The organism is Stenotrophomonas hibiscicola ATCC 19867 (genome assembly GCF_000382065.1).
Lineage (GTDB): Bacteria > Pseudomonadota > Gammaproteobacteria > Xanthomonadales > Xanthomonadaceae > Stenotrophomonas > Stenotrophomonas hibiscicola.
On record NZ_KB907502.1, the window covers coordinates 266664 to 292401 of the forward strand.

Consider the following 25738-nt stretch of genomic DNA (forward strand, 5'->3'; position numbering starts at 1 on the left):
CGCGGAACGCCTCAATGGACCTGAGAGGCTGCTCGCAGTAAGAGCGTTGCTCCAGTTCGTGCTGCAACGCTCTAATCAAAGAGAAAGGCCGTTACATGCCTATTTCAATCTTCCCCAGGTCTTCAGAGTTCTGGCACATGAACTTGAATCGAATTCCCGTTCCAGGGTTCATCGTTCGGTCTGGGAATCGACCGCTTCCAGGTGCGCGAAGGATGTTTCCTTCTTTGTCGAAGCAGGTGTAGCTAAAAGAGCGTTCCGGAACGATCAGGTTGGAATCGTTCTTCACTGTGCATACCGGTGATGCGGCGCTGTGGTCGCGTTTGCACTTGCCGATCTGTAGGCCTGCTTTTGAGATGCCCTCTGGCACCGAAAGCTCAAATTTGCCTCCACATCCAGTGAGTACGGCAACGACAAAGGCGCTGAGTGCGAGTACTTTTTTCATCCTTAATCCCCCTTCCATTTTGGAGGCGAGATGATAGCCGTTCCCGCGTTCAGGTTCCATCCGAGAGCATGCCCTTTACGGCGCTTGCGCCCCCCGGACGCGCATAATCTGGCACAGCATTGGCACAGATCGCACTAAGAGCATTGGCGGATATAGCCGGATCGCCCCCCTCCTAAGGGGAAGATCGCCCGTTCGAATCGGGCCGGGGTCACCATCCACCACTGCTGCACGGCAGCCGTCGCCTCGGGCTTCACAACAACCCCAGCCCACCCAGCACCGCCGCCACGTCCTCCCGCTCGCTATCCCGCAGCCCCTGCAGAGGCAGTGGCAGGCAGTCTTCGCCGCACAGCCCCAGCAGGGCCGCTGCGCAGGCCATGACGCGAATCCCGCCAAACCGGTCATACAGCGACCACAGCGGCGCCAGTCGTGTGGACAGAGCAAGGGCGCCCTCCGCATCGCCGTTGCCCACGGCCTGCGTGATCTGAAGCGCAAGCCCAGGGAACAACCCTGCTGTCACCGAATACCAGCCATCGCACCCCGCCAGCAACCCGCGCACGGCCGTGGCGTCGCCGCTGATGCTCAGCGTCACACGGGCAGGAACGCTTGCGCGCAGTGACGCGACGCGCGTAGTTGCCTCGGCCGGGTCATCAGCCAGTCGCGGGATCTTGATCGAGGCGATGTTGGGCAGTGCGGCGATCCGGCCATGCAGCGCATCGGAGAAGCTGAAGTGCGTGGCGCCGGGATTGTCATAGACGCAGATCGGCGTGCGTACCGCCGCGCATACGGTTTCAAACAACACTTGCACCTCATGGTCCTTCAAGGACTGGTAGGACACGGGTGCAAGCAGCAGGCCGGCAGCGCCCGCATCTTCGGCATCCAGCGCTAGTTCCAGCACATCCCGGGTACGCAGTGCACCGATGCCGGCGATCACCGGTACGCCCCCGGCATGCGCGAGTGCTTCGCGCAGCACCCGCTTGCGCTCGGGCTTTTCAAGATAGGCGTAGCTGCCCGTAGAGCCCAGGACGCCCATTGAATCAACACCGGAATCAGCCAGGCGCTCGATCAGGTGCGCAAATGCCCGAAAGTCGATGCCGGCTTCAGAGAGCGGGGTCAGGGGAAACGCGCTGAGGCCATTGAACATGGGATCTCCCGGAACTGGGATGGGTTGGGTGCCACCGCGCCTGGGGCGTGACGACTGGACGTCTGGAGTTGTTTATTGTCCTATGACAAAACTCAAGTGCGGCCATGAAGCGTGTCTATCCGGTGCAAATGGCGCACCATGAATGTCATGGAACCGAACCTTCGCCCCGTCCAGCCTTCGAACTACGCCACCGTCGCCAGCTGGCCCGAATCCGCCGGGGCCACCCAGCGCTGGGCAGGCCCGGGTGTGCCGTTTCCACTACCGCCGCAGCGGTTCGCGCAGGTGCTTGAGCTCGAGGTGCGCCCGGGCTGGGCGCTGCTGGACGAGCAGGGTGTTTGTGTAGGCTTCGGCCAGTACTGGATGACTGGCGCCGGCACCGCGCACCTGGGCCGCATCATTGTTTCCCCACTGGCACGCGGGCGCGGCCTTGGCCGGCTGCTCGTTCAGTCTTTGAGTGCACAGGCGCTGCGCGAAAGCGGTATCCAGCGGCTCACTCTGCGCGTCTATCGTGACAACACGGCCGCCGTGGCCCTGTACCGCGATCTCGGTTTCCAGCAGGTTGAAGCGTCCTCGACGCCGGAACTTCTGTTCATGCGGCGCACGTTGGCCTGAACTCTGCTCAGGCCGGCGAGGCGGCCTACAGGGCACACCATTGCTCCCGGGTGATGCGGCTGATGTGCTCGGTACGGTAGTCGCCAAGGAAGCTGTTGAACTTGTTGATTTCGGTGTGGTGATGCTGGAAACCGCATTTGCTCTGCGCGGTGAGTGATTGGAGGTTGTCAGCGAAGTAGCCGCACCACAGCGCTTCCAGCTCCAGCTGCAGGAATGCATGCCGCATCACTTCGCGCACCGCTTCGGGTACCAAGCCGCGGCCCCAGTACGGTACGCCGATCCAGTAGGCGATCTCGCCTTCGCGGTCGCTGATCTCGAAGTTGCTGTCAGCGCCGATCAGGATGCCGACACAGCCGATGGCGCGGCCGTCTTCGCGGTTCTGCAGAGCGTAGACCTCTGGCTGGTTGAAGACGGTGCGGATGATTTCGGTACTTTCCTCGACACTGGTGTGCACCGGCCAACCGGCGATCGGACCCACGCGCGGGTCGCGGGCGTACTCGTACAGATCGGCGGCGTCGGTGTCTCGCCAGGGGCGAAGGATCAAGCGTTCGGTGTGCAGCTGCATGTCGATTACAAGGAGACAAAGAGAGTGCACAGGCTAGGTCGCCAGGCGCGACCGGCCCAGAGCGAGACCTTGATGGTTTCGGTACTTTTCACAACTGATGGTCGAGCCCGGGTATGCTGGGGCCCGGAATACAGCCGGATCGGCCCATGGACCGCGTACCCCAGCTTCTGGACCAGGACGAATCCATGCGGCTGGAGGTCAGTACGCTGGCCGAAGGACAGGGCGTCCCGTTGTCGTTCGGTCACACCTATCTGGTGGTACTGGTATGCGTCTCGGGGGGCGCGCGCTTTGCACTGAATTTCCGCGAAGTAGCGGTGCAGCGTCATGATGTGCTGGTGCTGGCAGAGGACACGCTGGCGCTGCTGCGGCATCGCTCGCGCGGCTTCCTGGCGATGGTCTGCCTGATGCCCAAAGCGCTGGCATCGGAGGTGGCCTATGTGTTGCCCAATGCGCTGTTCCAGTTCCTGCACGAACAGCCGCACTGCCGGCCGTCACCGTTGGATGTGCCGTTGCTGCAGGGATGGTTGCAGCTGATGATGGACGCGCAGCACAACGGTGGACGGCATCGCCACGTGATGCTGCGCAATCTGCTGCAGAGTTTCTTCCTGAAGATGGCCACGTTGCTGCCGAAGCAGAAGCGGGCGCCCGCGCAGGTCAGCCGACGCGAACGCCTGGCCTGGAACTTCTGGGAGCTGGTCGGGCAGCGCAGCACGCGCCAACGTGACGTGCAGTCCTACGCCGAGGCGCTGTGCATCACCCCGTTCTATCTTTCGCAGCTGACCCGCGAGTGCTTCGACGAGACGCCGAAGGCGTTGATCGACCGTCAGGTGGTGCTGGAGATCAAGGCACTGCTCACCTACAGCGAATTGCCGATCGGTCGCATCGCCGAGCGCCTGTGTTTCGAGGATGCGTCCTACCTGTGTCGCTACTTCCGGCGGCATACCGGTCAATCGCTGACTGGCTACCGCCGGGCGGGGCAGGGTGGCACTAATGTGATACGAACAGCGGCGCCGGTACTTCGGCGAGCAGATCCTCGGTGACTCCGCCGAGCACGCGCTCGACCACCCGGCTGCGGCTGTAAGGGCCCAGCACCAGCAGGTCTGCGTCGGCATCGAGTACGTGCTGGCGGATGGTTGCGGCAACGCCGCCCTGGCTCGAACTGATCGTCTGGATCTCCACTTCAACGCCATGCCGCGATAGATGCTGGGCCATCTCTGCGCCGGGTGTGGCCTCGGCCTTGGGCGTGTCGACCATCAGCAGGTGCACCGCGTGTGCACGTGCGAGCAGGGGCAGCGCATCGGCCACCGCGCGACGTGCCTGCTTGCTGGCATTCCAGGCCACCACAATGCGATGGCCGACCTGATCGCCTTGCCAGTGCGGCGGCACCAGCAGCATCGGCACGCCGGTCTGGCGCAGGGTGCCCAGCGGGTGCCAGCCAGAAGGGGCGCCGGGCGTGCGCGGATAGCCGGCGATGATCAGGTCGCAGTACAGCGACTGCAGGGCCAGGTCGGCGCCGCCCAGATAGTCCGAGACGATGCGCAGTTCGGTGCTGATCTGCAGCGGCTCGGACACGGCACGCAGGTTCTGCATCAGCTGTGCGGTGCAGGCGGCATCCGCGCGCGCCGCATGGTCGAGCGCGGCGGCGATGGCGGCGCCGCGCGCGAAGCCGTTGGCGATGTCGGTGGGATGCTGGGCGGTGGAGACTGCGACCAGATGCGCCTGCTGCGCCTGCGCCAGATCGGCGGCGATGTTGAGAACGCGGTTCCCGGTGTCGCTGGCGTCGAACAGCACAGCGATATCGCGTAGTGGATGCAGCATGGCGTTGTCTCCTTCGATGCCTGTGACGCTTTCCCTGCCGCGCGCCGACCCGGGTGCACCGGACGCATACCCGTTTTAGCGCAATGGTGATTCGGATGAATCACCCATGATTCAGTTTATTAATTGATGATTCATGCTAGCGTGAGGGTGAACCCACACCTCAGCGCTTTCATGCGACCTGCCGCAGCGCGCACCCGCCGCGACCTGCACCACGCCCTGGCAGCCACCCTGGTCAGCCATCCGCGTTGCACGCTCAGCGAACTGGCCCAGGGGGCAGGCATCAGCCGGGCCACGCTGTATCGATTTGCACCGACACGTGAAGCGATAGACGAAGCACTGTTCGCCGCAGGCTTCGAGCGTCTGGAAGCGGCGGCGGTCTGGTTCGACAAGGGCGGTGATGCACGCCACGTGCTGGAGCAGGTCACCGCCACGCTGCTGGCGGACTGGGAACTGGTGACGCTGCTGTTCGCGCGGATGATGGAAGAGCAGCAGCGCCAGGGCGACCTGCATCTGCTGCCGGAGCGCTGGGCGCCGATCGGCGAGCGCTTCGAGGCCTTTTTCCTGCGTGGTCAGGCGGCCGGAGAGTTCAACGTCGGTTTCACCGCAGTGTGGCTCGCGGACTTCTATTGGACCTGTTTCTACGGCATCACCTGGTCACTCGCACGTGGTCGGCTGGCGCCGGCCGCGGCGGCCTCCACGCTGCTGGCGTCGTTCCAGCGGGGGGCGATGAAGGGATGACCGCAGGGGCTTGCTGCCGGGGCGCCGTGGCTTACGCTTGCTTCAGCAGCTCCACCAGCTGGCGCAAACGATACGGCTTGGGTAGGAATTCCACCTGATCGGGCAGTGGCGGCAGCTGCGAGCGCGCGTATCCGGATGAGAGGATCATCCGCGCCTGCGGCTGTTCGCGCGCCACATGCTCGCTCAGCTCGATACCGGACATGCCGTTGGGCATGCTGACATCGCTGAACACCACGTCGAAGCGTGCGTCGCCTTTCAGCAACGCGGCAGCTTCATGGCCGTCGGCGGTGGTGGATACCTCGATGCCGAAATCGCGCAGGGCCATGCCGATCATCTCGCGCAGATCGTTCTGGTCCTCCACCATCAGTACGCGGATCGGTTCATCGGTCATCGGTTGCATCCTCTGTTGCGGGGAGTAGCAGGCTGACCGTGGTGCCGACACCGGGGGTGGTGGACACATCGACGAAGCCGCCGCTCTGGGTAGTGAATCCGAACACCTGGCTCAGGCCCAGGCCGCTGCCCTTGCCGATGTCCTTGGTGGTGAAGAAGGGCTCGCTGGCCCGCTCGGCGATGTCGGCGGCCATGCCGTGGCCTTCGTCGCAGACGCTGAGGGTGACATAGCCGCGTTGCAGCGTGGTGTCCGCATCCGGGTCGAGGCGATGTTCCAGTGCGGTGCCGATCAGGATGCGGCCGCCATCGGCGGTGGCCTCCACGGCATTGGCCACCAGGTTTGCCAGGGCGGTCTGCAATTGCATCGCATCGGTGCTCACCTGCGGCAGGCCGGGGGTGAGATGGGCATCCAGCGTCACCGTGGGCGGGCAGGCGCGTTGCAGGTCCGGCAGCCACTGCCGCACCAGCGTATTGATGTCCACCGGTTCGCGGATCAGGGTCTGGCCGGTGCTGAAGGCCAGCAGCTGGCGGGTCAGCAGCGCGCCACGGTCAGTGGCCGCCTGCGCGGCATCCAGCAGCTCGGCCGCGCGTGCATCGTCCCCGCTGACGCGCAGCGACAGCAGGTCCAGCGCGTTGCCGATGGTGGTCAGCAGGTTGTTGAACTCGTGCGACAGGCCGCGGCTGAGCCGGCCGACCGTTTCGAACTGCTGGGTATTGCGCAGCGCACGCTGGGCATCACGCAGCAGCCGTTGCGCCTGCCACTGCTCGGTGATGTCACGGGTGATCTTGACGAAGCCGAGCAGTTCGCCCGCTTCGACGACCGGCTCGATGACCACGCTGGCGCGGAACGACGAGCCATCACGGCGTACCCGCCAGCCCTCGCTGGCGACATGCCCTTGTTGCGCTGCGACGCGGAGCAGGCGCTGTGGTTCGCCGGCCTCGCGGTCGGCGGCCAGATAGAAGCGGCTGAAGTGGGTTCCCACCACTTCGTCGGCTGAATAGCCTTTGATGCGTTCGGCGCCGGGGTTCCAGCTGCAGACGATGCCTTCAGGATCAAGCAGGTACAGCGCATGATCGCGCACGCTGTCGATCAGCAGTCGCAGTTGTCGGGAAGGGTCCGTCAGCACGGACGTCGTAGAGGCAGCTGCGTCCACGTGTAAATAAGTGTTACCCCTGTGAGGGACGTGAAGCTAGGCAGTCAAGTGTGAAGGATGCGTGCACACCTGACACGTGCCATTTGTCCTGTGCGGCTGAATGCGACACGGAGTACCATCTTCCACCCTTTGCCTTCTGGAACCGACCTGCATGCGTCCTGGTGCGACTACGCGTGACCGCTGGATCTGGATGACGTCCGCTGTGCTGCTGGCCGCGACCATCGCGTTGGAACTGGTCGTCCCGCTCGGCTATGCCGTATGGCTGGCCTACTTCCTGGCTGTTGGCGTCACGGTGTTCCAGCGCAGCGCGCGGGCGCCGTTCGTGGTGGCCCTGCTGTCCTGCCTCCTGCTGGTCATCGGCTTCAACGTCGCGCCCGCCAGTTCCAACTCGGCGTTCTCCTTCGTCAACCGGACCATTGGCGGCTGTGCCTTCCTGATGATCGCACTGATCGTCTCGCGCGCGATCCAGGCCCGGCGCCAGGCAATGCGCGAGCTCTGGCTGCAGGAAGCCGAGAACGCGGTGGCGACGAGCCTTCGCGGTGACCTGGGGCCGGAACAGATCGCCGAGGCTGCAGCGACAAGCCTGGCCGCGCAGCTCGGCGCGGAGGTAGGTGCGGTCTACCGACTGGAAGGCGGGCGGTTGCAGCTGACCGGTGGCGTCGCCTTGCCTGCGGGAACGCCAGCGTCGCTGGCCCTTCACGAAGGGCTGGCCGGGCAGGTCGCTCGTGATGAACGCATCCGCCACCTGCACGGCGATGATGCCGCCGTGCTTGAACTGCAGACCAGCCTCGGCCGGTTGCCGGTGCGCGAGCGCATCCTGGCGCCGATCAGCAGCGATGGCGCGGTGGTCGGGGTCATCGAGCTGGGTCGCGCCAAGGTGGGCGAACTGCGTGATCTGGATCGCGAACTTCTGGAGCGCTGTGCGGAGACCGTCGGCATGGCGCTGCGCGCATCGCTGCTGCGTGCGCAACTGGTGGTGCTGCTGGAAGAGTCGCAGCGCCAGGGTGAAGAGCTGCAGGCCCAGCAGGAAGAGCTGCGCGTGGCCAACGAAGAACTGGAAGAGCAGAGCCGCAGCCTGCTCCAGTCGCAGAGCCACCTGGAAGAGCAGCAGGCCGAGCTGGAACAGAGCAACGTGCAGCTGGAAGAGCGCACCCACGAGCTGGAGGCGCAGAAGCAGGCGCTGCTGGTGGCGCAGAGCCAGCTGGTGCGCAACAGCAACGAGCTGGCCGCGACCTCGCGCTACAAGTCCGAGTTCCTGGCCAACATGTCGCATGAGCTGCGCACGCCGCTGAACAGCTCGCTGATCCTGGCCAAGCTGCTGGCCGACAACAAGGATGGCACGCTCACCGAGGAGCAGGTGAAGTACGCGCGTGCGATCCTCTCGTCCAACAACGACCTGCTGGCGCTGATCAACGACATCCTGGACCTGTCGCGCATCGAGGCCGGCCACGTCGAACTGTCCGATGAAGTGGTGGTGGTCGAGAGCGCGCTGCAGCGCCTGCGCGAGACCTTCGAACCGATGGCGCGGCAGAAGGGCCTGGCGTTGCAGATCGAAGCCGACGCGCTGGCACCGACCCAGCTGGTGGTCGACAGCCAGCGGCTGCAGCAGATCCTGAAGAACCTGCTGGCCAACGCAGTGAAGTTCACCGAGCATGGAAAGGTCAGCCTGCACGTGCGGGCCGGCGGCAACGGCCGCATCCGGTTCGAGGTCTGCGACACCGGCATCGGCATTGCCCGCGAGCAGCTGGACGTCATCTTTGAAGCCTTCCGCCAGGCCGACGGCAGCACCCGCCGTCGCTACGGCGGTACCGGGCTGGGCCTGTCGATCTCGCGCGATCTGGCCGAGCGCATGGGCGGTGGCATCCAGGTCGACAGTGAGCCCGGACGCGGCAGCTGCTTCATCCTGGAGCTGCCGTTGCAGGGTGCGCCCGCCGCGAGCGCGGCTGACGCTGCCGAGGGTCCCTTGGCAGCGCCGCCGGCGGCACCGGCGGTGCTGCCAGCCGCGCCCGTGCGCGTTGCGAGCGCGGCAGCGCCGGTCACTGCGACGGCCGGCGTGGCCGACGACCGTGGTCGCCGGCAGCGCGCCGGTCGCCTGATCCTGGCGGTGGAGGACGATGCCACGTTTGCCGAAGCGCTGGTGGCCCTGGCCCATGAACTGGACTTCGATTGCGTGGTAGCGGGCACGGCGGAAGAGGCGCTGGCCCTGGCCAGCGAACTGCGCCCGAATGGCATCCTGCTCGACATCGGCCTGCCCGATGTGTCCGGGCTGAGCGTGCTGGAGCGGCTGAAGCGCAACCCGGATACCCGCCATATCCCGGTGCATGTGGTCTCGGCCACGGATCGCAGCCAGGTGGCGCGCGAGCTGGGCGCGATCGGGTTTGCGATCAAGCCGACCACGCGCGAGCGGCTGGTGACGGCCATCGAGCAGCTGGAACAGACCAGCCAACGCGACGTGCGGCGGCTGCTGATCGTCGAGGACGACAGCGAGCTGCGCCGCAACCTGGAACTGTTGCTGGGCCGCGACCAGCTGCAGATCGTCGCGGTGGGCACCTTGGCCGGCGCACTGGAACAGCTCAGCACGGTCACGTTCGACTGCATGGTGATGGACCTGTCGCTGCCCGACGGCAGTGGCTACGACCTGCTCGAGCACATGGCCGGCAACGACGATGTCGGTTTCCCGCCGGTGATCGTCTACACCGGTCGCGCGCTCAGCCGCGAGGAAGAGCAGCGCCTGCGTCGCTATTCCAAGAGCATCATCATCAAGGGCGCACGTTCGCCCGAGCGCCTGCTGGACGAGGTCACCCTGTTCCTGCACAGCGTGGAGGCCAGCCTGCCAACCGACCAGCAGCGCCTGCTGCGCGAGGCGCGCCGTCGCGATACTGTGCTCGACGGTCGGACGGTGCTGCTGGCCGAGGACGACGTGCGCAACATCTTCGCACTGTCCAGTGTGCTTGAACCGCTGGGCGTGACCCTGGAGATCGCGCGCAATGGCCAGGAAGCGGTGGATCGCCTGGCCGAGCGCGAGGTCGACCTGGTGCTGATGGACATCATGATGCCGGAGAAGGATGGGCTGGCCGCAATGCGCGAGATCCGCGCGCAACGCCACCTGCAGGACCTGCCGATCATCGCGCTGACCGCCAAGGCCATGCCGGACGACCGTGAGCGCTGCCTGCAGGCCGGTGCCAACGACTACATCGCCAAGCCCATCGACGTCGACAAGCTGGTATCGCTGTGCCGGGTCTGGTGCTCGCGGCAATGAACGAGCAGGCCCTGTTCGACCTGGAGCTGAAGGTGCTGCTGGAAGCGTTGTACCAGCGCTACCACTACGATTTCCGCAGTTACGCGGTGTCGTCGCTGCGCCGACGGATCCGCCAGGCCATGCAGCGCTATGAGTGCGGGCGGCTGGCCGATCTGCAGCACCGCCTGCTGCACGAGCCGGACCTGTTCGCGCAGGCGATGCAGTTCTTCACCGTGCAGGTCTCGGAGATGTTCCGTGACCCGGCCTATTTCCGTGAGCTGCGCGAGCAGGTAGTGCCGGTACTGCGCACCTATCCGTCGGTGAAGCTGTGGGTGGCCGGTTGCAGCACGGGCGAAGAAGTCTGGTCGCTGGCGATCCTGCTTCACGAAGAAGGCCTGCTCGAGCGCAGCATCGTCTACGCCACCGACATCAATCCAGCGGCGCTGGCCACCGCGGAAGCCGGGGCCTATGGCATCGACCGGATGGCGCAGTTCAGCCGCAACTATCTGGCGGCCGGTGGCGCCGCGTCGCTGTCCGATTACTACGCCACGGCTTACGATGGCGCGGTGTTCGATCGGCAGCTGCGCCGCAACGTGGTTTTTGCCGACCACAGCCTGGCCACCGACACGGTGTTCTCCGAAGTACACCTGGTGTCGTGCCGCAACGTGCTGATCTATTTCAACCGCGACCTGCAGGACCGCGCGGTGGGCCTGTTCCGTGAAGCGCTGGTGCACCGCGGCTTCCTGGGCCTGGGCAGCAAGGAGTCGCTGCAGTTCGGGTGCCACCACGATGCGTTCGAGGTCTGTTCGCGCGAGCATCGCCTGTACCGGAAGGTGGCCTGATGGCCACGCCGACACCCCCGGCCGTACTGGTGATCGGGGCTTCGGCCGGTGGCGTCGCGGCCCTGCAGGCGGTGCTCGGCGCGCTGCCCGCGACGCTGCCGGTGCCGGTGCTGGCGGTGCTGCACCTGCCACGCGATCGCAGCAGCCGCATCGCCGAAGTGCTGGCACCGTACTGCGCGCTGCCGGTGCGCGAGGCCGAAGACAAGCAGCCGTTGCTGCGTGGCACGGTGACCTTCGCGCCGCCGGATTACCACCTGCTGGTGGAAGACGCCGGCTCGCTGGCGCTGTCGGTGGACGCGCCGGTGCTGTTCTCGCGCCCGGCCATCGATCCGCTGTTCGAATCGGCAGCGGCCGTATTCGGCGACCAGGTGCTGGCCCTGCTGCTGACCGGCGCCAGCAGCGATGGCAGTGAAGGGGTGGCCGCAGTGCGTGGCGCCGGTGGTCGAGCCTGGCTGCAATGTCCCGAGGAGGCCGAGGCATCGATGATGCCGGCCTCCGCCCTGCAGCACGCTGGTGCCGATGCCGTGCTGCCCCTTGAACTGATGTGTCGTCGCCTGAAGGAGCTGTTTGCATGAACCTGTTGCCGCCGGACCCTGCGCAGTCGCAGTCCCCGGTCAACCTGCTGATCGTCGACGACGTGCCGCAGAATCTGGTGGCCATGCAGGCGCTGTTGCAGCGCGAGGGCGTGAACCTGCTGCTGGCCGGTTCGGGCGCGGAGGCGCTGGAGCTGCTGCTGGAGCACGAGGTGGCGCTGGCGTTGCTCGATGTACACATGCCCGAGATCGATGGCTTCACCCTGGCCGAACTGATGCGCGGCTCGCATCGCAGCCGCACGGTGCCGATCATCTTCCTGACCGCCTCGCCGGACGATCCGCTGCGTGCGTTCAAGGGCTACGAAACCGGTGCGGTGGATTTCCTGCACAAGCCGGTGGCACCACAGGTCATCCTGAGCAAGGTCAACGTCTTCATCGAGCTGTACCAGCAGCGCCAGCTGCTGAAGGCCCGCAACGAGGCGCTCGAGCGGGCGCTGAAGCTCAACGAGACGATGGCCGCCGTGTTGACCCACGACCTGCGCACGCCGCTGTCGGCGATCCTGTTGTGTGCCGACAAGCTGGCGCTGGAGCTTCCGGCGAACAACAGCAGCGCGCAGCAGACACTGGCGCATCTGGAGGCCAGTACCCTGCGCATGGCGCGGATGGTCGAGCAGTTGCTGGACTTTTCGCGGATCCGCAGTGGTGGCCTGCGGCTGCAGGCTACCGCCTGCGACCTGCGTGAGGTCACCCGTGCGGTGATCGCCGAAGCGGGCAGTGCCCACGGTCAGGAGCGCATTCGTTTCGACGCCGTCGGCGACACGCGCCTGCAAGGCGACATGGACCGCCTGGGCCAGATCGCAGCAAACCTGGTGGGCAATGCGTTGACGCATGGCAGCGAGGCACACGTGCAGCTGGATGGCAACGATGCCCGCGCGGTGGTGCTGCGGGTGAGCAATGCCGGCCATATCGATGACGCGCTGTTGCCGCGCTTGTTCGAGCCGTTCAAGGCCAGTTTCCACCAGAGCAAGGGACTGGGGCTGGGCCTGTACATCGTGGATCAGTTCGTGCGCGCGCACGGCGGCCGGATCGCGGCGCGCAACGAGGCAGGCCAGGTCGTGTTCGAGGCCGTGCTGCCGCGGCGGTGGGACGGGGCGGGCGCCATCGCAACCTGAATTCTTCAGGGAACGGGCGGGCGTATTGAGACGGGCTCGTCCGCAACTGCTACCGTGCGTTCACACCCAGCCAAGGAAGCACCATGCCATTGCGCGCCATCGCCTACATCAGCCGGGCGCTGCCGGAGCTCTCCAGCCAACGCCTGCAGGCGCTGGTCGAAGACGCTGCGCGTTTCAACAAGATGGCGGGGGTGACCGGAGTGCTGCTGCACGATGGCAATCGTTTCCTGCAGTACATCGAGGGGCCGCCGGATGGCATCGACTCGGTGTATGAGCGCATTCTCCAGGCCGGCAGTCACATCGACATCATCGAGCTGGCGCGAGGCCGCCTCGGCCAGCGCCAGTTTCCCTACTGGTCGATGCGGGCGTTGCCGGTGGAGGCAGCGCTGCTGCGCCAGTTGTCATCCAGCGACTGGGCCGGTTTCAGCCGGGCGCTGGAGGGGGATCGCGCGGCGCCGACACCGGTCGACCTGCTGGACACGGTGGTGCAGCCGGCGCTGCATGCCGGCTGACATTCAACCTCACGCCCGGCCGCAGTAGGCAGCGTGCAGGGCCTGCAGCACACCCAGCGCAGGCCCTTCGACCACCCGATAGTGGATCGCCTGTGCCTCGCGCCGGGTTGCCACGATCTTCATCGCGCGCAGTACCGCCAGGTGCTGGGACAGCGCCGACGCGCTCAGCCCGGTAAGCGCCTGCAGCTCCGCTACTGCCGCCTCGCCTTCGACCAGGCGGCACAACACCCGCAGCCGGGCGGGGTGGGCCAGGCCTTTGAGCAGCGTGGCTGCCTCTGAAGCGTGTTCGGCCATGGCTGCGCCGTCGGGCAGGGACCGGACCATGTTGACTCCTTTGTTTAGGATGATCTAATTTAGATTAGTCTAAATTAAGGAGCAATTCCATGTGCGGTGGCGAAGAGGGTGGGGCATGAACCTGCCCTGGGGTGCGGTCACCGGCGGCGCCTTGATCGGTGCCGCTGCGGTGCTGTTGCTGGCCAGCATCGGGCGCGTGGCGGGCATCAGCGGCATCGCCGCGGGCAGCCTGCGGGCAGCCGAAGGCGAGCGTGGCTGGCGCTGGGCATTCCTGGCCGGCCTGCTGGCATCGGCGGGGCTGGTGCTGTGGTGGCAGTCGGTGCCCGCGGCATCGCCACGCGCACTGCTGCGTGATGCATTGCCGGCCTGGCAGTTGGTCGGCGCCGGCCTGCTGGTCGGCTTCGGCACCCGCTTGGGCAGCGGCTGTACCAGTGGCCACGGCGTGTGTGGCCTGGCGCGCGGTTCGAAGCGATCGTCGCTGGCGGTGCTGTTATTCATGGCGTTCGCGATGCTGACGACCTTCCTGGCCCGGCACGGTGGAGCCCTGGCATGAGTCGTCCGAGGGCTGCTGCCGCTGTAGCGGGTGCGCTGTTCGGCGCAGGCCTGGCCCTTTCCGGCATGACCGATGCGCGTCGCGTGCTCGGCTTCCTTGATGTCACCGGGGATTTCGATCCCACCCTGCTATGGGTGCTGGGGTCGGCGCTGCTGGTCAGTGCGGCCGGCCAGCGCTGGGCGCTGCGGCGCGCGCGGCCGTGGTTCGCGATGCGCTTCCAGTTGCCCACCGCGCGCGATGTCGATACGCGTCTACTGCTGGGTGCCGCACTGTTCGGTATCGGCTGGGGATGGGCCGGCTACTGCCCGGGCCCGGCCATCGCGGGGCTGGCGGCGGCATCGCGCGAGGCGCTGTGGTTCGTGCCTGCCATGGTCCTGGGCTTCTGGGCGCACGATCGGTTCGTGCGCTGAGGCTTCACTCCGGTGTCACCCTGGATCGGATCAGATCATGCATCACGGGGAAAGGAGCGTAGTGCATGGCACGGATGAACTGGAAAGGAAAGGTAATGCTGGCCGTGGCGTTGGCGTCCGCGACCACGCCGGCACTGGCCTGCACGCGTGCGGTGTACCTGGGTGACAACGGCGATGTGATCACCGCGCGCTCGATGGACTGGAAGGTCGATGTGGCGACCAACCTCTACATACTGCCGCGCGGCATTGCGCGCACCGGCCAGGCCGGCCCGAAGTCGCTGGCGTGGACCGCGCGCTACGGCAGCGTGGTGGCCACCGGCTACGACGTGTCGACCACCGACGGCATGAACGAAAAGGGCCTGGTGGCCAACCTGCTGTGGCTGGTCGAATCGGAGTATCCGCAGAAGCGTGGCAACAAGCCGGGCCTGGCGATTTCGCTGTGGGCGCAGTATGTGCTGGACAACTTCGCTACCGTCGAAGAGGCGGTCACCGCGTTGAAGCGCGAGCCGTACTCGATCGTCACCGACAAGGTGCCCGGCGAAGACCGCCAGGCGACGCTGCACCTGTCGCTGTCCGATGCCAGCGGCGACAGCGCGATCGTCGAATACATCGGCGGTCGCCAGGTGATCCATCATGACCGGCGCTACCAGGTGATGACCAACTCGCCGATCTTCGAGCACCAGCTGGCGCTGAACAGCTATTGGCAGCAGATCGGTGGCACGGTGATGCTGCCCGGCACCAACCGTTCCGCCGACCGCTTCGCCCGCGCCTCGTTCTACATCAATGCCATTCCCAAGGTCGAAGACCCGGTGATGGCGTTGGCCAGCGTGTTCAGCGTGATCCGCAATGCATCGGTGCCGTATGGCATCACCACGCCAGGCGAGCCGAACATTTCTTCCACGCGCTGGCGCACCGTAGCCGACCACAAGCGGCGGTTGTACTTCTTCGAGTCGGCGTTGACCCCGAACACCTTCTGGGTTGATCTGAACAAGGTCGACTTCGGCGGCCAGGTCCTCAAGCTGGACCTCGGCAAGGACCAGCGCAACACCTTTGCCGGCGATGCGCTGGGCCAGTTCGTACCCAGCGCACCGTTCACCTTCCTCGGCGTCGACGGTTAGTTCGACGCCTGGCTGGAAGCCGGATAGACCGCCTGGATCGTGCAGCCGCCGTGGGTGTACTGCGGCAGCGGCGCCAGTGCATCGTTGCGCAGGTCACCCTTCTCGAATCCGGCGGTAAGGATGCGATCGCCCGGATTGCCACAGATCAGGCCGTTCTGCATGCCGGAGTGGAAGCTCAGCTGTGGCGCACGGTCGAGCTGGCGGCAGTGGCTGCCAAGCTCCACGCGATAGTAGCGGTGACCACCATTGCGATGCGGATTGGTCTCCACCAGCATGCCCTGCGGGTCGGACGACCACGCGCGCACGTTGCGCGTGGCAAAGCAGTACGACGGCGAACCACCGAAACTGCGGCGGATGTCCCTGCGCTCGCGGATGGTCAGGGCGGGCAGGGTGGCCATGCGCAGGCGGTCGCTGTCGCGGGCCACGTTGGCGTAGTCGCGATCCTGCACGGGGGTCACCGCGCTGATCGCGCAGGCGCGGCCATCGACCACCACACGCTCGCTGGGGCGACCGCAGGCCCAGCCAGCGGGCGCCTCAAGTTTCAGCGTGGTGGCACCGCGGACGCCGGGGCACTCCTCGCTGAAGTCGATCCGATAAGCCTGGCCCGAGGCGGCTCGCAGGGCGATTGAACGCGGTGACGCCTGCTCCACTTCCTGGACGCCGACCGCGTCCATGCAGTGCGGCGCCGGTGGGGTACGTTCCTGCGCGGAGGCCGAGGCGGTGAGCGCCAGGCCGAGGCTGGTGGCAAGCACCAGGGACAGCTGCTGATGGGTCATGACCTGCACTCCCTGCGTTGGATGACGGACCGACTATAGCAGCGGTTTGCACGGCCGTTGTTACACGCGCACACTGCCCGGATGGGCGCCATCTTCCATCTGCGGCACTACGGGCAGGCCACCGGCCTGGACCGCCATGACTACGCGCAGTGGGTTCTGCCGCTGCAGGGCGAGCTGCAGTTCGAGATGGAAGGGCGCGGCGGTCGGCTGGACCTGCTGCAGGGGGTATTTGTTGCTGCCGGCGAAGCGCATGACCAGATGGCGGACGGCCCCAATGGTTTCGTGATCGTTGATTGTCCTCCAGGCGTGCTTGATGACGGCACGCAGGAGCATCTGTGCCGGCAGCGCTGGCTGCATCTGCCACTGGCGTTGCGCCGGTGCCTGGCCGACGTGCAGACAGGGCAGCCGATGCCGGCGCTGCTGCCGCAGCTGCTGCAGGTGTTTGCACCGGCGGGCAGTGGCGCGCGCATGCAGGGCCTGTGTGCGGCGGTACAGGCCGACCCCGGCCGGGCCTGGCCGGTTGCCCGGATGGCCGGATTTGTCGGTGTCAGCGAGAGCCGGTTGCACGCATTGTTCCAGCGCGAGTTCGGGCTGAGCCCGCAGGCCTGGCTCAGCGCGTGCCGGCTGCGCTGGGCCAAGCACCAGCTTCGCACCAGTACGGCGCCGATCAGCGATATCGCGCTGGCCGCAGGCTATTCCGAGCAGAGCGCACTGACCCGTGCGCTGCGCCGCGAGTGTGGCCAGACCCCGGCTGCGTGGCGCAGGAGCGCCGGCTGATCTATAGAGCCGAGCCCACGCTCGGCTGCCCTTATCTGCACAGCGGCCAATCGCAGCCGAGCATTGGCTCGGCTCTACAGAGATGACAAGGCAATAGCCTGGGTCAAGAGCCCCTACCGGCCAGCGCTTACACTGCGCGGCCTGGTCTCTCTCCCCCGAAGAACCCGAATGCGCAACAACCCTATGGCCCTGGGCATCGCCAATGGCGTTGCCGCTGGCGCACTGTGGGGCGTGGTTTTCCTCGCGCCCGCCGTGCTGCAGTCGTTCAACGCCCTGCAACTGTCGGCCGGTCGCTATCTGGTCTACGGCCTGATCGCCGTAGCCCTGCTGCTGCCGCGATGGAAGCGGCTGGCGCCGCGGCTGGGCCGCGCCGAATGGATCGGCCTGCTGTGGCTGAGCCTGGCAGGCAACCTGGTCTATTTCCTGCTGCTGGCCGTGGCGGTGCAGTGGGCTGGTGGCGCTGCAGCCTCCTTGATTGTTGGCCTGATCCCGGTGGTGGTCACCCTCGTTGGCGTGCGCGAGCAGGGGGCGGTGCCGCTGAGGCAGCTGCTGCCGGCGCTGGGCCTGTGCGTGCTCGGCGTGGGACTGGTTGGCTGGGAAGCGCTGATGTCCGAGCATCTGGCCACCCCGTGGCGGCAGCGCCTGATCGGCCTGCTGTGCGCGTTCGGCGCGCTGTTCTCGTGGGCGCTGTACTCGATCGGCAACAGCCGCTGGCTGGCGCGCAGGCCGGACCTGTCCAGCCATGACTGGTCGCTGCTGACCGGCGTCACTACCGGCGGCCTGGCCCTGCTGCTGGTGCCGATGGCCTTCATCGGTCACACCGGCAGCCATTCGGCGGCGCAGTGGAGTGGGTTCTGGGCGATCAGCGCCGGTGTGGCAGTGGTGGCCTCGATCCTCGGCAACGCATTCTGGAACCGCGCCAGCCGCCTGCTGCCGCTGACCCTGACTGGCCAGATGATCGTGTTCGAGACGCTGTTCGCACTGCTGTATGCCTTCGCCTGGCAACAGCGCTGGCCGACGCTGCTGGAAGCACTGGCGATCGTGATGCTGATGGCCGGCGTGATGCTGTGCGCGCATGCCCATCGCACGCCGCGGGCGATCGCCGAACATGCCGGCTGAATCCGGTCGACAAGCGTGCTGATGCGCGCTTGGTCTCAGTTGCAACCAAATGTACGCACGTTAGCCGATGATCGCGGGAGTGGTCTTTTGCGGTGCAACACTTGACAGCAGGCCCATGCGCAGTGTTTTCTGTGCGCCATGGTCCTTGATGCCGCCCACGCCAGCCTGATCGCCCCCGCCACTGCGGGCCGTTCGACTGCGCCGGTCGCCACCACCACCATTACCACCACCACCGTCACCACTGCCCTGGTGCGGCCCGTCGTCTTCGTGTAACTCCCGAAAACCACGGCCCCGCACCATCCAGGTGGCGGGGAAACTCGACACCTGCATGCGACGGGGCCTCCTGCCGAGGTCTGCATGTCTTCCCACGCCCCCGCCCATCCCGTTTCCCCGGCCGATCTGGCTGCGCCGTCCACTGTCGTGCACAAGTTCGGCGGCACCTCGGTGGCCGATGCCGAACGCTATCGCCATGTTGCCGGCCTGCTGCTGGCCCGCCCCGAACCGCTGCAGGTCACTGTCGTCTCGGCGATGAAGGGCGTCACTGACGCGCTGATTGATCTGGCGCAGCTGGCGGCCAAGGGCGACGAAGGTTGGCGCGAGGCGTGGCATGCCCTGCGCGCGCGCCATCGCGGCGCCGCCGTGGCGCTGCTGGGCGAGCAGGTCGGCGAGACGGTCGAATGGATCGACGCCCGCTTCGATCAGCTGGCCGAAGTGCTGGCGGCGCTGGCGGTGATCGGCGAGCTGCCGCGCGAAGTGCTCGACCGTGTGCAGGGCCTGGGCGAAGTGTTTTCCGCACAGCTGCTCGGCAGCCACCTGCGTGCCCTGGGCGAAGACTGTGCGGTACTCGATGCACGTGACGTGCTGGTGGTCGGGCATGGCGAACTGGGTGTGGATGTCGACTGGGAGTCCAGCGCGGACCGCCTGGCCAAGTGGCGCCTGCGGCATCCGCAGATGCGCCTGGTCGCCACCGGTTTCGTTGCCCGTGACCGCCATGACCGCATCACCACGCTAGGCCGCAACGGCAGCGACTATTCCGGCGCGATCTTCGCCGCGTTGTTCAACGCCGATGAACTGCACATCTGGACCGACGTCGACGGCGTGCTGTCGGCCGACCCGCGGCTGGTGCCTGAAGCCGTGCAGCTGGAATCGCTGAGCTACGACGAAGCCTGCGAACTGGCCTACTTCGGTGCCAAGGTGGTGCATCCGCAGACGATGTCGCCGGCGATCCGCCTGGGCCTGCCGATCTTCATCCGCAACACGTTCCAGCCGGCACATCCGGGTACGCGCATCAGTGCCGAGCGCTCGCCGCGCGGGCCAGTGAAGGGACTGACCCTGAGCCCCGGGCTGGCCCTGCTGAACCTGGAAGGCACCGGCCTGATCGGTGTACCCGGTACGGCCGAGCGCGTGTTCGCGGCGCTGCGCCAGGCGCAGGTGTCGGTGGTGATGATCTCGCAGGGTTCATCAGAGCATTCGATCTGCTGCGTGGTTCGCGCCGCCGAAGCGGCGCGTGGCCGTGAGGCACTGCTGCATGCGTTCGCGCATGAACTGTCGGTAGGGCAGGTGCAGCGCGTGCAGGTCAGCGAGGGCGTCAGCGTGCTGGCGGCAGTGGGCGACGGCATGGCCGGCCAGCCCGGTGTGGCGGCGCGCCTGTTCGAGGCGCTGGGACGCGCGCAGGTGAACATCCTGGCGATCGCGCAGGGCTCGTCGGAGCGCAATATTTCTGTGGCGGTGGACAGTGCCGATGCCACCCGCGCATTGCGGGCCGCACATGCGGGCTTCTGGCTGTCGCCGCAGACGTTCGCGGTCGGTGTGATCGGGCCGGGCAACGTCGGCGCGGCACTGCTGGACCAGCTGCTGGCGGCCCGCCCGCAGCTGCTGGCCAAGGCCAATGTGGATCTTCGCCTGCGCGCGCTGGCCTCGCGTTCGCGCATGCGGCTGGAAGTGGATGGCCTGCACGCCGATTGGCGGGAGGCATTGCAGGACGCGGGCGAGCCCAGCGAACTGGATCGCTTCACCGAACACCTGCTGGCCGCGCACCTGCCGCATGCGGTGGTGATCGACTGCAGTGGCAGCGCCGAGGTGGCCGAGCGCTACGAGGGCTGGCTGGCAGCCGGCATCCACGTGGTGACCCCGAACAAGCAAGCCGGTGCTGGCCCACTGCCGCGCTACCAGCGCATCCGCGCTGCTGCGGCGGCCAGTGGTGCGCGCTTCCGCTACGAAGCCACGGTGGGCGCGGGCCTGCCGGTGATCACCACGCTGCGTGATCTGGTCGATACGGGCGACGAGGTGCTGGCGATCGAAGGCATCTTCTCCGGCACGCTGGCCTGGCTGTTCAACCGCTTCGATGGCAGCCAGCCGTTCTCGCAGCTGGTCGCGCAGGCGCGGTCGATGGGCTACACCGAGCCGGACCCGCGTGACGATCTTTCGGGCGTGGACGTGGCGCGCAAGCTGGTGATCCTCGCCCGCGAGGCCGGCCACGCGCTCAGCCTGGAACAGGTACAGGTGGAAAGCCTGGTGCCGGCGCTGCTGCGCGACGGCAGCGTGGATGACTTCATGGCGCGGCTGGGCGAGTCCGATGCCAGCCTGTTGCAGCGGTTGCAGGACGCGCGGGCGCGTGGCGCGGTGCTGCGCTACGTGGCACAGCTGGGCGCTGACGGTGCCTCGGTGGGCCTGCAGGAACTGCCCGCCGACCACGCCTTCGCCAACCTTCGGTTGACCGACAACGTGGTGCAGTTCCGTACCCGTCGCTACTGCGACAACCCGTTGGTGGTGCAGGGGCCGGGTGCGGGTCCGGAGGTGACGGCAGCGGGTGTGTTCGCGGACCTGCTGCGGGTCGCCGCCGGTGAAGGAGCGCGGCTGTGATCGCACGTGCGTTCGCGCCTGCCTCGGTGGCCAACGTGGCAGTGGGCTTCGACATTCTCGGCCATGCCATTGCCGGTATCGGCGATACCGTGAGCGTGCGCCGCATCGACGAGCCTGCGGTGCGCATCGATGCGATCCGTGGCAGTGCTGTCGCGCTGCCACTGGACGCAGCCGGCAACACCGCCGGGGCTGCGCTGATGTCGCTGCGCGAAGGCCTGGGCCTGGATTTCGGTTTCGCAGTCGAGATCGACAAGGGCATCCCGTTCGGTTCCGGCATGGGCGGTTCGGCCGCGTCGAGTGTCGCGGCGCTGGTCGCCGCCAATGCACTGCTGGATGCGCCGCTGACGCGCGAGGCGCTGTATCCATTTGCGCTGGATGGCGAGGCGGTGGCCAGTGGTGGCCGTCACGGTGACAACGTGGGGCCATTGCTGCTGGGCGGGCTTGCACTGTGCACGGCCGACCGCCTGCTGCCGATTCCGGTACCGGCTACCTGGCACAGCCTGCTGGTGCATCCGCACGCGGTCCTGGAAACACGCCGCGCACGCCAGGCGCTGCAGGGCAGCTATGCGCTGGGTGAATTCGTGGCACAGAGTGCGAACCTTGCGCTGGTACTCAGTGGCTGCCATCGCAGCGACGCCGCGCTGGTCCGCGCAGGCCTGCGTGATGTGCTGGTGGAGCCTCGCCGCGCCGGCCTGATTGCGGGCTTCGAGGCCGCACGCGATGCGGCGCTGTCTGCGCATGCAATGGGTGCGGGCATCTCCGGTGCCGGACCCAGCGTGTTCGCCTGGTTCGAGGACGCCGACCAGGCCCGCGCCGCTGCCGCACCGGTGCAGGCCGCATTTGCCGCCGCCGGTTTCGACAGCGATGCCTGGGTGTCGCCGCTGGATGCACCGGGAGCCCGCTTGTGCTGAATCCTTCCCCTTTACTGGATACCGAACCCATGCAATTTGTTTCGACCCGGGGTCAGTCCCCGGCCGTTGGCCTCAGTGCGGCGATCGCTGCAGGATTGGCGCCCGATGGAGGGCTGTATGTTCCGCAGGTGCTGCCGGCGCCACGTGAGCTGCGGGCCGGCGCAACGCTGGCCGATACCGCCGCCGATCTGCTGGCGCCGTTCTTTTCTGGCGACACGCTGGAGTCTGCGTTGCCATCGATCTGCCGCGAGGCGTTCGACTTTCAGGTGCCGCTGCGTCCACTGGGCGGCGGTGACCATGTGCTGGAGCTGTTCCATGGGCCGACGGCGGCGTTCAAGGACATTGGTGCGCGTTTCCTGGCCGGTACGCTGTCGCGGCTGCAGGCCGGCAAGGACCGTGATCTGACCATCGTCGTCGCCACGTCTGGCGATACCGGCGCCGCCGTTGCCGCGGCCTTCCATCGCCAGCCCGGCGTACGCGTGGTGGTGCTGTATCCGGATGGCCGCGTGTCACCGCGCCAGGCGCACCAGCTCGGCTGCTTCGGTGACAACGTCCAGGCCCTGCGCGTGGCCGGTGCCTTCGACGACTGCCAGGCGATGGTCAAGCAGGCGCTGGCTGACCGCGAACTGCAGGCACAGGTGCCGCTGAGCTCGGCCAACAGCATCAGCCTGGGCCGCCTGCTGCCGCAAATGAGCTACTACGCGCATGCGGCACTGACCCATCATGCTGAAACCCGTCGCCGGCTCAACCTGGTGGTGCCGACCGGCAACCTTGGCAACGCAATGGCTGCGGTGCTGGCGCGTGCGCTGGGTGTGCCGATCGGACAGATCGTGCTGGCCACCAATGCCAATGTGGTACTGCCAGCGTACTTCAGCGGCGGCGACTACCAGCCGCAGGCCAGTGTGGCCACCGTGGCCAATGCAATGGACGTAGGGGCGCCAAGCAACTTCGAACGCCTGCGCTGGCTTTACCACGGAGATGATGCCGAACTGCGCGCTGCGTTCCGTGCGTTCGCGGTGGACGACGTGAACATCCGCGCGACGATTGCGGCGGCGCACGCCAGCAACGGCGAACTGTTCTGCCCGCATACGGCCACAGCGGTGAAGGTGCTGCAGGACCTGCGGGCGCGTGGTGCCAAGGGTGACTGGGCGGTGGTGGCTACCGCCCATCCGGCCAAGTTCGAGGCTGTGGTCGAACCGTTGATCGGCGAACCCGTGGCCGTGCCGCCTGCATTGGATGCGTTGTTGCAGCGGCCGGCGCACGCCGAACCGTTGGCCGCCGATTACGCGGCGTTGCGTGAGGTGTTGGCTCCCATGTAGAGCCGAGCCATGCTCGGCTGCTGTTCGCGCACGGCGCGATGAGTCGAGCATGGCTCGACTCTACAATGCCCTTCGCGCAAAACGGGTAGTGCCGGCCGCTGGCCGGCAACCCAGCCAACCGCGATGCGGTCAGATCAACCCTTCACCGGCCAGCGTGCGCAGCCCGTCCTCGTCGAGGATCTCCACCACGTTCAGGTGGGGCAGGGCAATCAGCCCCTGCTGGCGCAGCTTGGTGAAGGTGCGGCTGACCGTTTCCATGGTCAGGCCCAGGTGGTCGGCGATATCGCCACGCCCCATCGGCAGCGATACGCGCAGGCCGTCACCACCGAGCCTGGCCTCGCGCGCGGCCAGGCGCAGCAGGAAATCAGCCAGCTTCTCTGCCGGCTGCAGGCGTGCCAGCGCCAGTGCAGCGTCCTGCGCGGCATCCAGTTCCTGGCAGGCACGCTGCAGCAGCTTGCGCTCCAGGTGCGGGAAGCGGCTGCGCAGCGCCTTCATCTGCGGCAACGCGACGCGGCATACGCGGCTGTCGGCGATGGCTTCGATGTCGTAGCGGTGATGGTCGCTGCCACTCAGTCCGAGGTAGTCGCCGGGAAGCACGAAACCGTTGATCTGGCGGCGGCCGTCGGCCAGGGTGCGTACCAGTCGCAGTGCGCCAGCGGTCAATGTATAGACATGGTCGCGCTCTTCGCCGGTGCGGGCCAGGGTACTGCCCATGCCGACCTGCTGGGAAACGGTGACCTGTTCCAGTGCCTGCACTTCATCGGGCGACAGCGCCGAGCACACCGCAAGGTGGCGAACCGAGCAGTGCAGGCAGTCCAGCGTGTTGCAGGACGGCGAGGCGGGATCGTTGGTGGCGGGCGGAGCGCCGGAAGGCCGTGACATGTTGCGGGGGCGTATCGCGGGCGGGGAGGGCCTTATGATACTTCAAGCGGCCGTTCGACCCTGCCCGAGGCGGGGGCGCTAGAATGTCGCCCCCTCCCACGTCCCGTTCCAGCAGGAGTTCCGCCCGTGATCAAGCCCCGTACCCCGCCCGGCACCCTTGAACTGCTGCCGCGCGAGCAGATTGCATTCCAGCGCATGCTGGACGTGATCCGCCGCAACTACGAGCGCTTCGGGTTCCTGCCGGTGGAGACGCCGGTGTTCGAACTGTCCGACGTGCTGCTGACCAAGTCCGGCGGCGAGACCGAGCGCCAGGTGTACTTCGTGCAGTCCACCGGTGCGCTGGCCAATGCGGCCGAATCGGGCGACCGTTCGCTGCCGGAAATGGCGCTGCGCTTCGACCTGACCGTGCCGCTGGCACGCTACGTGGCCGAGCACGAACACGAACTCACCTTCCCGTTCCGTCGCTACCAGATGCAGCGCGTGTACCGCGGCGAGCGCGCCCAGCGCGGCCGTTTCCGTGAGTTCTACCAGTGCGACATCGACGTGATCGGCAAGGACAGCCTGAGCGTTCGCTATGATGCCGAAGTGCTGGCGGTCATCCACGCCGTGTTCTCGGAACTGCGCATCGGTGACTTCAACATCCAGCTGAACAACCGCAAGCTGATGCGCGGCTTCTTCGAAAGCCTGGGCGTGGCCGAAGGCGAGCGCCAGCTGGCGGTGCTGCGTGAAGTGGACAAGCTGGACAAGCGCGGCGCCGATTACGTGCGCGAGACGTTGGTGGGCGAGGGCTTCAACATCCCGGGCGAGCAGGTCGAGAAGATCCTGGCATTCGTGGCCGTGCGTTCGCAGGGGCATGCCGATGCACTGGCGCAGCTGGCCACGCTTGAAGCCAACGCCGGTTCTTCGGAGATCCTGCGCACTGGCGTGGCCGAACTGCGCGAGGTGCTGCAGCTTGTGCAGGCGCTGGGCGTGCCGGAAACCGCATACTGCCTGAACTTCTCCATTGCGCGCGGCCTGGACTACTACACCGGCACCGTCTACGAGACCACGCTGACCGACCACCCGCAGATCGGCTCGATCTGCTCGGGCGGCCGCTATGAGGACCTGGCCAGCCACTACAGCAAGTCGAAGCTGCCGGGCGTGGGCATTTCCATCGGCCTGTCGCGCCTGTTCTGGCAGCTGCGCGAGGCTGGCCTGATCGATGGCATCGAGGCCAGCAGCGTGCAGGCGCTGGTGGCGCTGATGGACGAGCAGGGCATGCCGCAGTCGCTGGACATCGCGCGTCGCCTGCGCGCCGGTGGCATCAACACCGAAGTGCAGATGGAGCCGAAGAAGATCGGCAAGCAGTTCCAGTACGCCGCCAAGGCGGGCATCCGCTTCGTGGTGTTGGCCGGTGAGGACGAGCTGGCGCGCGGGGTGGTGGCGGTGAAGGACCTGGTGCGCGAGCAGCAGTTCGAAGTCTCCCGCGACGAGCTGGCCAGCACTTTGCAGGTGGAGCTGGAGCAGTCGAAGGTGATGTAACGGCCATTGGCAGCATGCAGCGCTTCAACGAAACGCCCA

At 66.7% G+C, this 25738-nt stretch carries 27 protein-coding genes and 1 tRNA gene; 18 read left to right on the plus strand and 10 right to left on the minus strand.

Annotated features, from left to right (window positions below; all coding sequences use genetic code 11):
• Nucleotides 1-91: 91 nt before the first annotated feature.
• Nucleotides 92-442 (minus strand): hypothetical protein, encoded by a 351-nt coding sequence (locus G370_RS1000000121675; protein ID WP_195670306.1) that lies wholly within the window; start codon nt 440-442, stop codon nt 92-94.
• A gap of 121 nt (nt 443-563) precedes the next feature.
• On the opposite strand from G370_RS1000000121675, the gene G370_RS1000000121680 reads away from it, so the two are divergent.
• Nucleotides 564-656, plus strand: a tRNA-Arg gene (locus G370_RS1000000121680).
• Between the two features lie 36 nt (nt 657-692).
• Here the strand turns inward: G370_RS1000000121680 and G370_RS0115320 are convergent.
• Nucleotides 693-1583 (minus strand): dihydrodipicolinate synthase family protein, encoded by an 891-nt coding sequence (locus G370_RS0115320; RefSeq protein ID WP_019661388.1) that lies wholly within the window; start codon nt 1581-1583, stop codon nt 693-695.
• 147 nt (nt 1584-1730) lie between these two features.
• On the opposite strand from G370_RS0115320, the gene G370_RS0115325 reads away from it, so the two are divergent.
• On the plus strand, nt 1731-2195 hold the full coding sequence (locus G370_RS0115325; RefSeq protein WP_019661389.1) for a GNAT family N-acetyltransferase: 465 nt from the start codon (nt 1731-1733) through the stop codon (nt 2193-2195).
• A gap of 25 nt (nt 2196-2220) precedes the next feature.
• Here G370_RS0115325 and G370_RS0115330 read toward each other — a convergent pair whose 3' ends face one another.
• The gene (locus G370_RS0115330) at nt 2221-2760 is read right to left on the minus strand and encodes a GNAT family N-acetyltransferase (RefSeq protein WP_026347182.1); all 540 of its coding nucleotides are present in this window, start codon (nt 2758-2760) and stop codon (nt 2221-2223) included.
• A 146-nt stretch (nt 2761-2906) separates the two neighbouring features.
• On the opposite strand from G370_RS0115330, the gene G370_RS0115335 reads away from it, so the two are divergent.
• Complete coding sequence (locus G370_RS0115335) at nt 2907-3800, plus strand: helix-turn-helix domain-containing protein (RefSeq protein ID WP_019661390.1); 894 nt, start codon at nt 2907-2909, stop codon at nt 3798-3800.
• Here G370_RS0115335 and G370_RS0115340 read toward each other — a convergent pair.
• The gene (locus tag G370_RS0115340; RefSeq protein WP_019661391.1) at nt 3748-4578 is read right to left on the minus strand and encodes a universal stress protein; all 831 of its coding nucleotides are present in this window, start codon (nt 4576-4578) and stop codon (nt 3748-3750) included. The two genes, G370_RS0115335 and G370_RS0115340, sit on opposite strands and share 53 nt — an antisense overlap.
• 171 nt (nt 4579-4749) lie before the next feature.
• Between G370_RS0115340 and G370_RS0115345 the strand changes: the two genes are divergently transcribed.
• Entirely contained in the window at nt 4750-5316 is a 567-nt protein-coding gene (locus G370_RS0115345; protein WP_019661392.1) for a TetR/AcrR family transcriptional regulator, read from the plus strand.
• 31 nt (nt 5317-5347) lie between these two features.
• Here G370_RS0115345 and G370_RS0115350 read toward each other — a convergent pair whose 3' ends face one another.
• Both G370_RS0115350 and G370_RS0115355 read right to left on the minus strand, forming a co-directional pair.
• Nucleotides 5348-5707 carry a response regulator gene (locus G370_RS0115350; RefSeq protein WP_019661393.1) on the minus strand — a complete coding sequence of 120 codons (360 nt, stop codon included), beginning with the start codon at nt 5705-5707 and terminating at the stop codon, nt 5348-5350.
• Nucleotides 5697-6860, minus strand: a complete 1164-nt coding sequence (locus G370_RS0115355; protein ID WP_425423335.1) for a two-component system sensor histidine kinase NtrB — start codon at nt 6858-6860, stop codon at nt 5697-5699. The genes G370_RS0115350 and G370_RS0115355 overlap by 11 nt, the downstream gene beginning before the upstream one ends.
• 151 nt (nt 6861-7011) lie before the next feature.
• Here G370_RS0115355 and G370_RS0115360 point away from each other — a divergent pair, with 151 nt between their 5' ends.
• From G370_RS0115360 to G370_RS0115380, 5 genes are all read left to right on the plus strand, one after another.
• A complete protein-coding gene (locus G370_RS0115360; protein ID WP_019661395.1) occupies nt 7012-10119 on the plus strand; it encodes a response regulator in 3108 nt (1035 codons plus the stop codon).
• Complete coding sequence (locus G370_RS0115365) at nt 10116-10940, plus strand: CheR family methyltransferase (RefSeq protein ID WP_019661396.1); 825 nt, start codon at nt 10116-10118, stop codon at nt 10938-10940. Before G370_RS0115360 ends, G370_RS0115365 begins: the two co-directional genes overlap by 4 nt.
• Nucleotides 10940-11515, plus strand: a complete 576-nt coding sequence (locus G370_RS0115370; RefSeq protein WP_019661397.1) for a chemotaxis protein CheB — start codon at nt 10940-10942, stop codon at nt 11513-11515. The genes G370_RS0115365 and G370_RS0115370 overlap by 1 nt, the downstream gene beginning before the upstream one ends.
• Nucleotides 11512-12645 carry a hybrid sensor histidine kinase/response regulator gene (locus G370_RS0115375; protein ID WP_019661398.1) on the plus strand — a complete coding sequence of 378 codons (1134 nt, stop codon included), beginning with the start codon at nt 11512-11514 and terminating at the stop codon, nt 12643-12645. The genes G370_RS0115370 and G370_RS0115375 overlap by 4 nt, the downstream gene beginning before the upstream one ends.
• 83 nt (nt 12646-12728) lie before the next feature.
• On the plus strand, nt 12729-13157 hold the full coding sequence (locus G370_RS0115380; RefSeq protein ID WP_019661399.1) for a BLUF domain-containing protein: 429 nt from the start codon (nt 12729-12731) through the stop codon (nt 13155-13157).
• 9 nt (nt 13158-13166) lie between these two features.
• Here the strand turns inward: G370_RS0115380 and G370_RS0115385 are convergent, their stop codons facing one another.
• On the minus strand, nt 13167-13481 hold the full coding sequence (locus G370_RS0115385) for an ArsR/SmtB family transcription factor (RefSeq protein WP_019661400.1): 315 nt from the start codon (nt 13479-13481) through the stop codon (nt 13167-13169).
• Nucleotides 13482-13566: 85 nt separating this feature from the next.
• Here G370_RS0115385 and G370_RS0115390 point away from each other — a divergent pair, with 85 nt between their 5' ends.
• The 3 genes from G370_RS0115390 to G370_RS0115400 all read left to right on the plus strand — a co-directional run bounded on the left by G370_RS0115390 (nt 13567) and on the right by G370_RS0115400 (nt 15532).
• Nucleotides 13567-14004: a YeeE/YedE family protein gene (locus G370_RS0115390; RefSeq protein WP_019661401.1), complete on the plus strand. Its 438-nt coding sequence runs from the start codon at nt 13567-13569 to the stop codon at nt 14002-14004.
• Entirely contained in the window at nt 14001-14414 is a 414-nt protein-coding gene (locus G370_RS0115395; protein ID WP_019661402.1) for a DUF6691 family protein, read from the plus strand. The genes G370_RS0115390 and G370_RS0115395 overlap by 4 nt, the downstream gene beginning before the upstream one ends.
• A 65-nt stretch (nt 14415-14479) precedes the next feature.
• The gene (locus G370_RS0115400; RefSeq protein WP_019661403.1) at nt 14480-15532 is read left to right on the plus strand and encodes a linear amide C-N hydrolase; all 1053 of its coding nucleotides are present in this window, start codon (nt 14480-14482) and stop codon (nt 15530-15532) included.
• Here G370_RS0115400 and G370_RS0115405 read toward each other — a convergent pair.
• Nucleotides 15529-16308: a DUF6491 family protein gene (locus tag G370_RS0115405; RefSeq protein ID WP_019661404.1), complete on the minus strand. Its 780-nt coding sequence runs from the start codon at nt 16306-16308 to the stop codon at nt 15529-15531. The genes G370_RS0115400 and G370_RS0115405 overlap by 4 nt on opposite strands.
• 81 nt (nt 16309-16389) lie before the next feature.
• Between G370_RS0115405 and G370_RS0115410 the strand changes: the two genes are divergently transcribed.
• The gene (locus G370_RS0115410; protein ID WP_019661405.1) at nt 16390-17085 is read left to right on the plus strand and encodes a helix-turn-helix transcriptional regulator; all 696 of its coding nucleotides are present in this window, start codon (nt 16390-16392) and stop codon (nt 17083-17085) included.
• Nucleotides 17086-17253: 168 nt separating this feature from the next.
• On the plus strand, nt 17254-18204 hold the full coding sequence (locus tag G370_RS0115415; RefSeq protein ID WP_019661406.1) for a DMT family transporter: 951 nt from the start codon (nt 17254-17256) through the stop codon (nt 18202-18204).
• Nucleotides 18205-18264: 60 nt separating this feature from the next.
• Here G370_RS0115415 and G370_RS1000000121775 read toward each other — a convergent pair whose 3' ends face one another.
• Nucleotides 18265-18534 (minus strand): hypothetical protein, encoded by a 270-nt coding sequence (locus tag G370_RS1000000121775; protein ID WP_195670307.1) that lies wholly within the window; start codon nt 18532-18534, stop codon nt 18265-18267.
• A 27-nt stretch (nt 18535-18561) separates the two neighbouring features.
• Here G370_RS1000000121775 and thrA point away from each other — a divergent pair, with 27 nt between their 5' ends.
• From thrA to thrC, 3 genes are read left to right on the plus strand one after another with little or no spacing between them, the layout of a single operon-like run.
• Nucleotides 18562-21066: a bifunctional aspartate kinase/homoserine dehydrogenase I gene (gene thrA / locus G370_RS0115425; protein WP_019661407.1), complete on the plus strand. Its 2505-nt coding sequence runs from the start codon at nt 18562-18564 to the stop codon at nt 21064-21066.
• Nucleotides 21063-21977: a homoserine kinase gene (locus tag G370_RS0115430; protein ID WP_019661408.1), complete on the plus strand. Its 915-nt coding sequence runs from the start codon at nt 21063-21065 to the stop codon at nt 21975-21977. Before thrA ends, G370_RS0115430 begins: the two co-directional genes overlap by 4 nt.
• A gap of 29 nt (nt 21978-22006) precedes the next feature.
• The gene (gene thrC, locus G370_RS0115435) at nt 22007-23296 is read left to right on the plus strand and encodes a threonine synthase (RefSeq protein WP_019661409.1); all 1290 of its coding nucleotides are present in this window, start codon (nt 22007-22009) and stop codon (nt 23294-23296) included.
• A gap of 129 nt (nt 23297-23425) precedes the next feature.
• Here the strand turns inward: thrC and G370_RS0115440 are convergent, their stop codons facing one another.
• Nucleotides 23426-24178 carry a Crp/Fnr family transcriptional regulator gene (locus G370_RS0115440; RefSeq protein WP_019661410.1) on the minus strand — a complete coding sequence of 251 codons (753 nt, stop codon included), beginning with the start codon at nt 24176-24178 and terminating at the stop codon, nt 23426-23428.
• 126 nt (nt 24179-24304) lie between these two features.
• Here G370_RS0115440 and hisS point away from each other — a divergent pair, with 126 nt between their 5' ends.
• Nucleotides 24305-25699: a histidine--tRNA ligase gene (hisS, locus tag G370_RS0115445; RefSeq protein WP_019661411.1), complete on the plus strand. Its 1395-nt coding sequence runs from the start codon at nt 24305-24307 to the stop codon at nt 25697-25699.
• The last annotated feature ends 39 nt before the right edge of the window (nt 25700-25738 follow it).

Coding starts and splice junctions, on each gene's coding strand:
- G370_RS0115390 (WP_019661401.1), top strand. CDS start 13,567: ATGAACCTGCCCTGGGGTGCGGTCACCGGCGGCGCCTTGATCGGTGCC.
- G370_RS0115335 (WP_019661390.1), top strand. CDS start 2,907: ATGGACCGCGTACCCCAGCTTCTGGACCAGGACGAATCCATGCGGCTG.
- G370_RS0115400 (WP_019661403.1), top strand. CDS start 14,480: ATGGCACGGATGAACTGGAAAGGAAAGGTAATGCTGGCCGTGGCGTTG.
- G370_RS0115385 (WP_019661400.1), bottom strand. CDS start 13,481: ATGGTCCGGTCCCTGCCCGACGGCGCAGCCATGGCCGAACACGCTTCA.
- G370_RS0115350 (WP_019661393.1), bottom strand. CDS start 5,707: ATGACCGATGAACCGATCCGCGTACTGATGGTGGAGGACCAGAACGAT.
- G370_RS1000000121775 (WP_195670307.1), bottom strand. CDS start 18,534: ATGCAGGTGTCGAGTTTCCCCGCCACCTGGATGGTGCGGGGCCGTGGT.
- G370_RS0115375 (WP_019661398.1), top strand. CDS start 11,512: ATGAACCTGTTGCCGCCGGACCCTGCGCAGTCGCAGTCCCCGGTCAAC.
- G370_RS0115360 (WP_019661395.1), top strand. CDS start 7,012: ATGCGTCCTGGTGCGACTACGCGTGACCGCTGGATCTGGATGACGTCC.
- G370_RS0115345 (WP_019661392.1), top strand. CDS start 4,750: ATGCGACCTGCCGCAGCGCGCACCCGCCGCGACCTGCACCACGCCCTG.
- G370_RS0115395 (WP_019661402.1), top strand. CDS start 14,001: ATGAGTCGTCCGAGGGCTGCTGCCGCTGTAGCGGGTGCGCTGTTCGGC.
- G370_RS1000000121675 (WP_195670306.1), bottom strand. CDS start 442: ATGAAAAAAGTACTCGCACTCAGCGCCTTTGTCGTTGCCGTACTCACT.
- G370_RS0115415 (WP_019661406.1), top strand. CDS start 17,254: ATGCGCAACAACCCTATGGCCCTGGGCATCGCCAATGGCGTTGCCGCT.
- G370_RS0115330 (WP_026347182.1), bottom strand. CDS start 2,760: ATGCAGCTGCACACCGAACGCTTGATCCTTCGCCCCTGGCGAGACACC.
- G370_RS0115370 (WP_019661397.1), top strand. CDS start 10,940: ATGGCCACGCCGACACCCCCGGCCGTACTGGTGATCGGGGCTTCGGCC.
- G370_RS0115325 (WP_019661389.1), top strand. CDS start 1,731: ATGGAACCGAACCTTCGCCCCGTCCAGCCTTCGAACTACGCCACCGTC.
- G370_RS0115410 (WP_019661405.1), top strand. CDS start 16,390: ATGGGCGCCATCTTCCATCTGCGGCACTACGGGCAGGCCACCGGCCTG.
- thrC (WP_019661409.1), top strand. CDS start 22,007: ATGCAATTTGTTTCGACCCGGGGTCAGTCCCCGGCCGTTGGCCTCAGT.
- G370_RS0115340 (WP_019661391.1), bottom strand. CDS start 4,578: ATGCTGCATCCACTACGCGATATCGCTGTGCTGTTCGACGCCAGCGAC.
- G370_RS0115320 (WP_019661388.1), bottom strand. CDS start 1,583: ATGTTCAATGGCCTCAGCGCGTTTCCCCTGACCCCGCTCTCTGAAGCC.
- thrA (WP_019661407.1), top strand. CDS start 18,562: ATGTCTTCCCACGCCCCCGCCCATCCCGTTTCCCCGGCCGATCTGGCT.
- G370_RS0115380 (WP_019661399.1), top strand. CDS start 12,729: ATGCCATTGCGCGCCATCGCCTACATCAGCCGGGCGCTGCCGGAGCTC.
- G370_RS0115405 (WP_019661404.1), bottom strand. CDS start 16,308: ATGACCCATCAGCAGCTGTCCCTGGTGCTTGCCACCAGCCTCGGCCTG.
- G370_RS0115440 (WP_019661410.1), bottom strand. CDS start 24,178: ATGTCACGGCCTTCCGGCGCTCCGCCCGCCACCAACGATCCCGCCTCG.
- G370_RS0115365 (WP_019661396.1), top strand. CDS start 10,116: ATGAACGAGCAGGCCCTGTTCGACCTGGAGCTGAAGGTGCTGCTGGAA.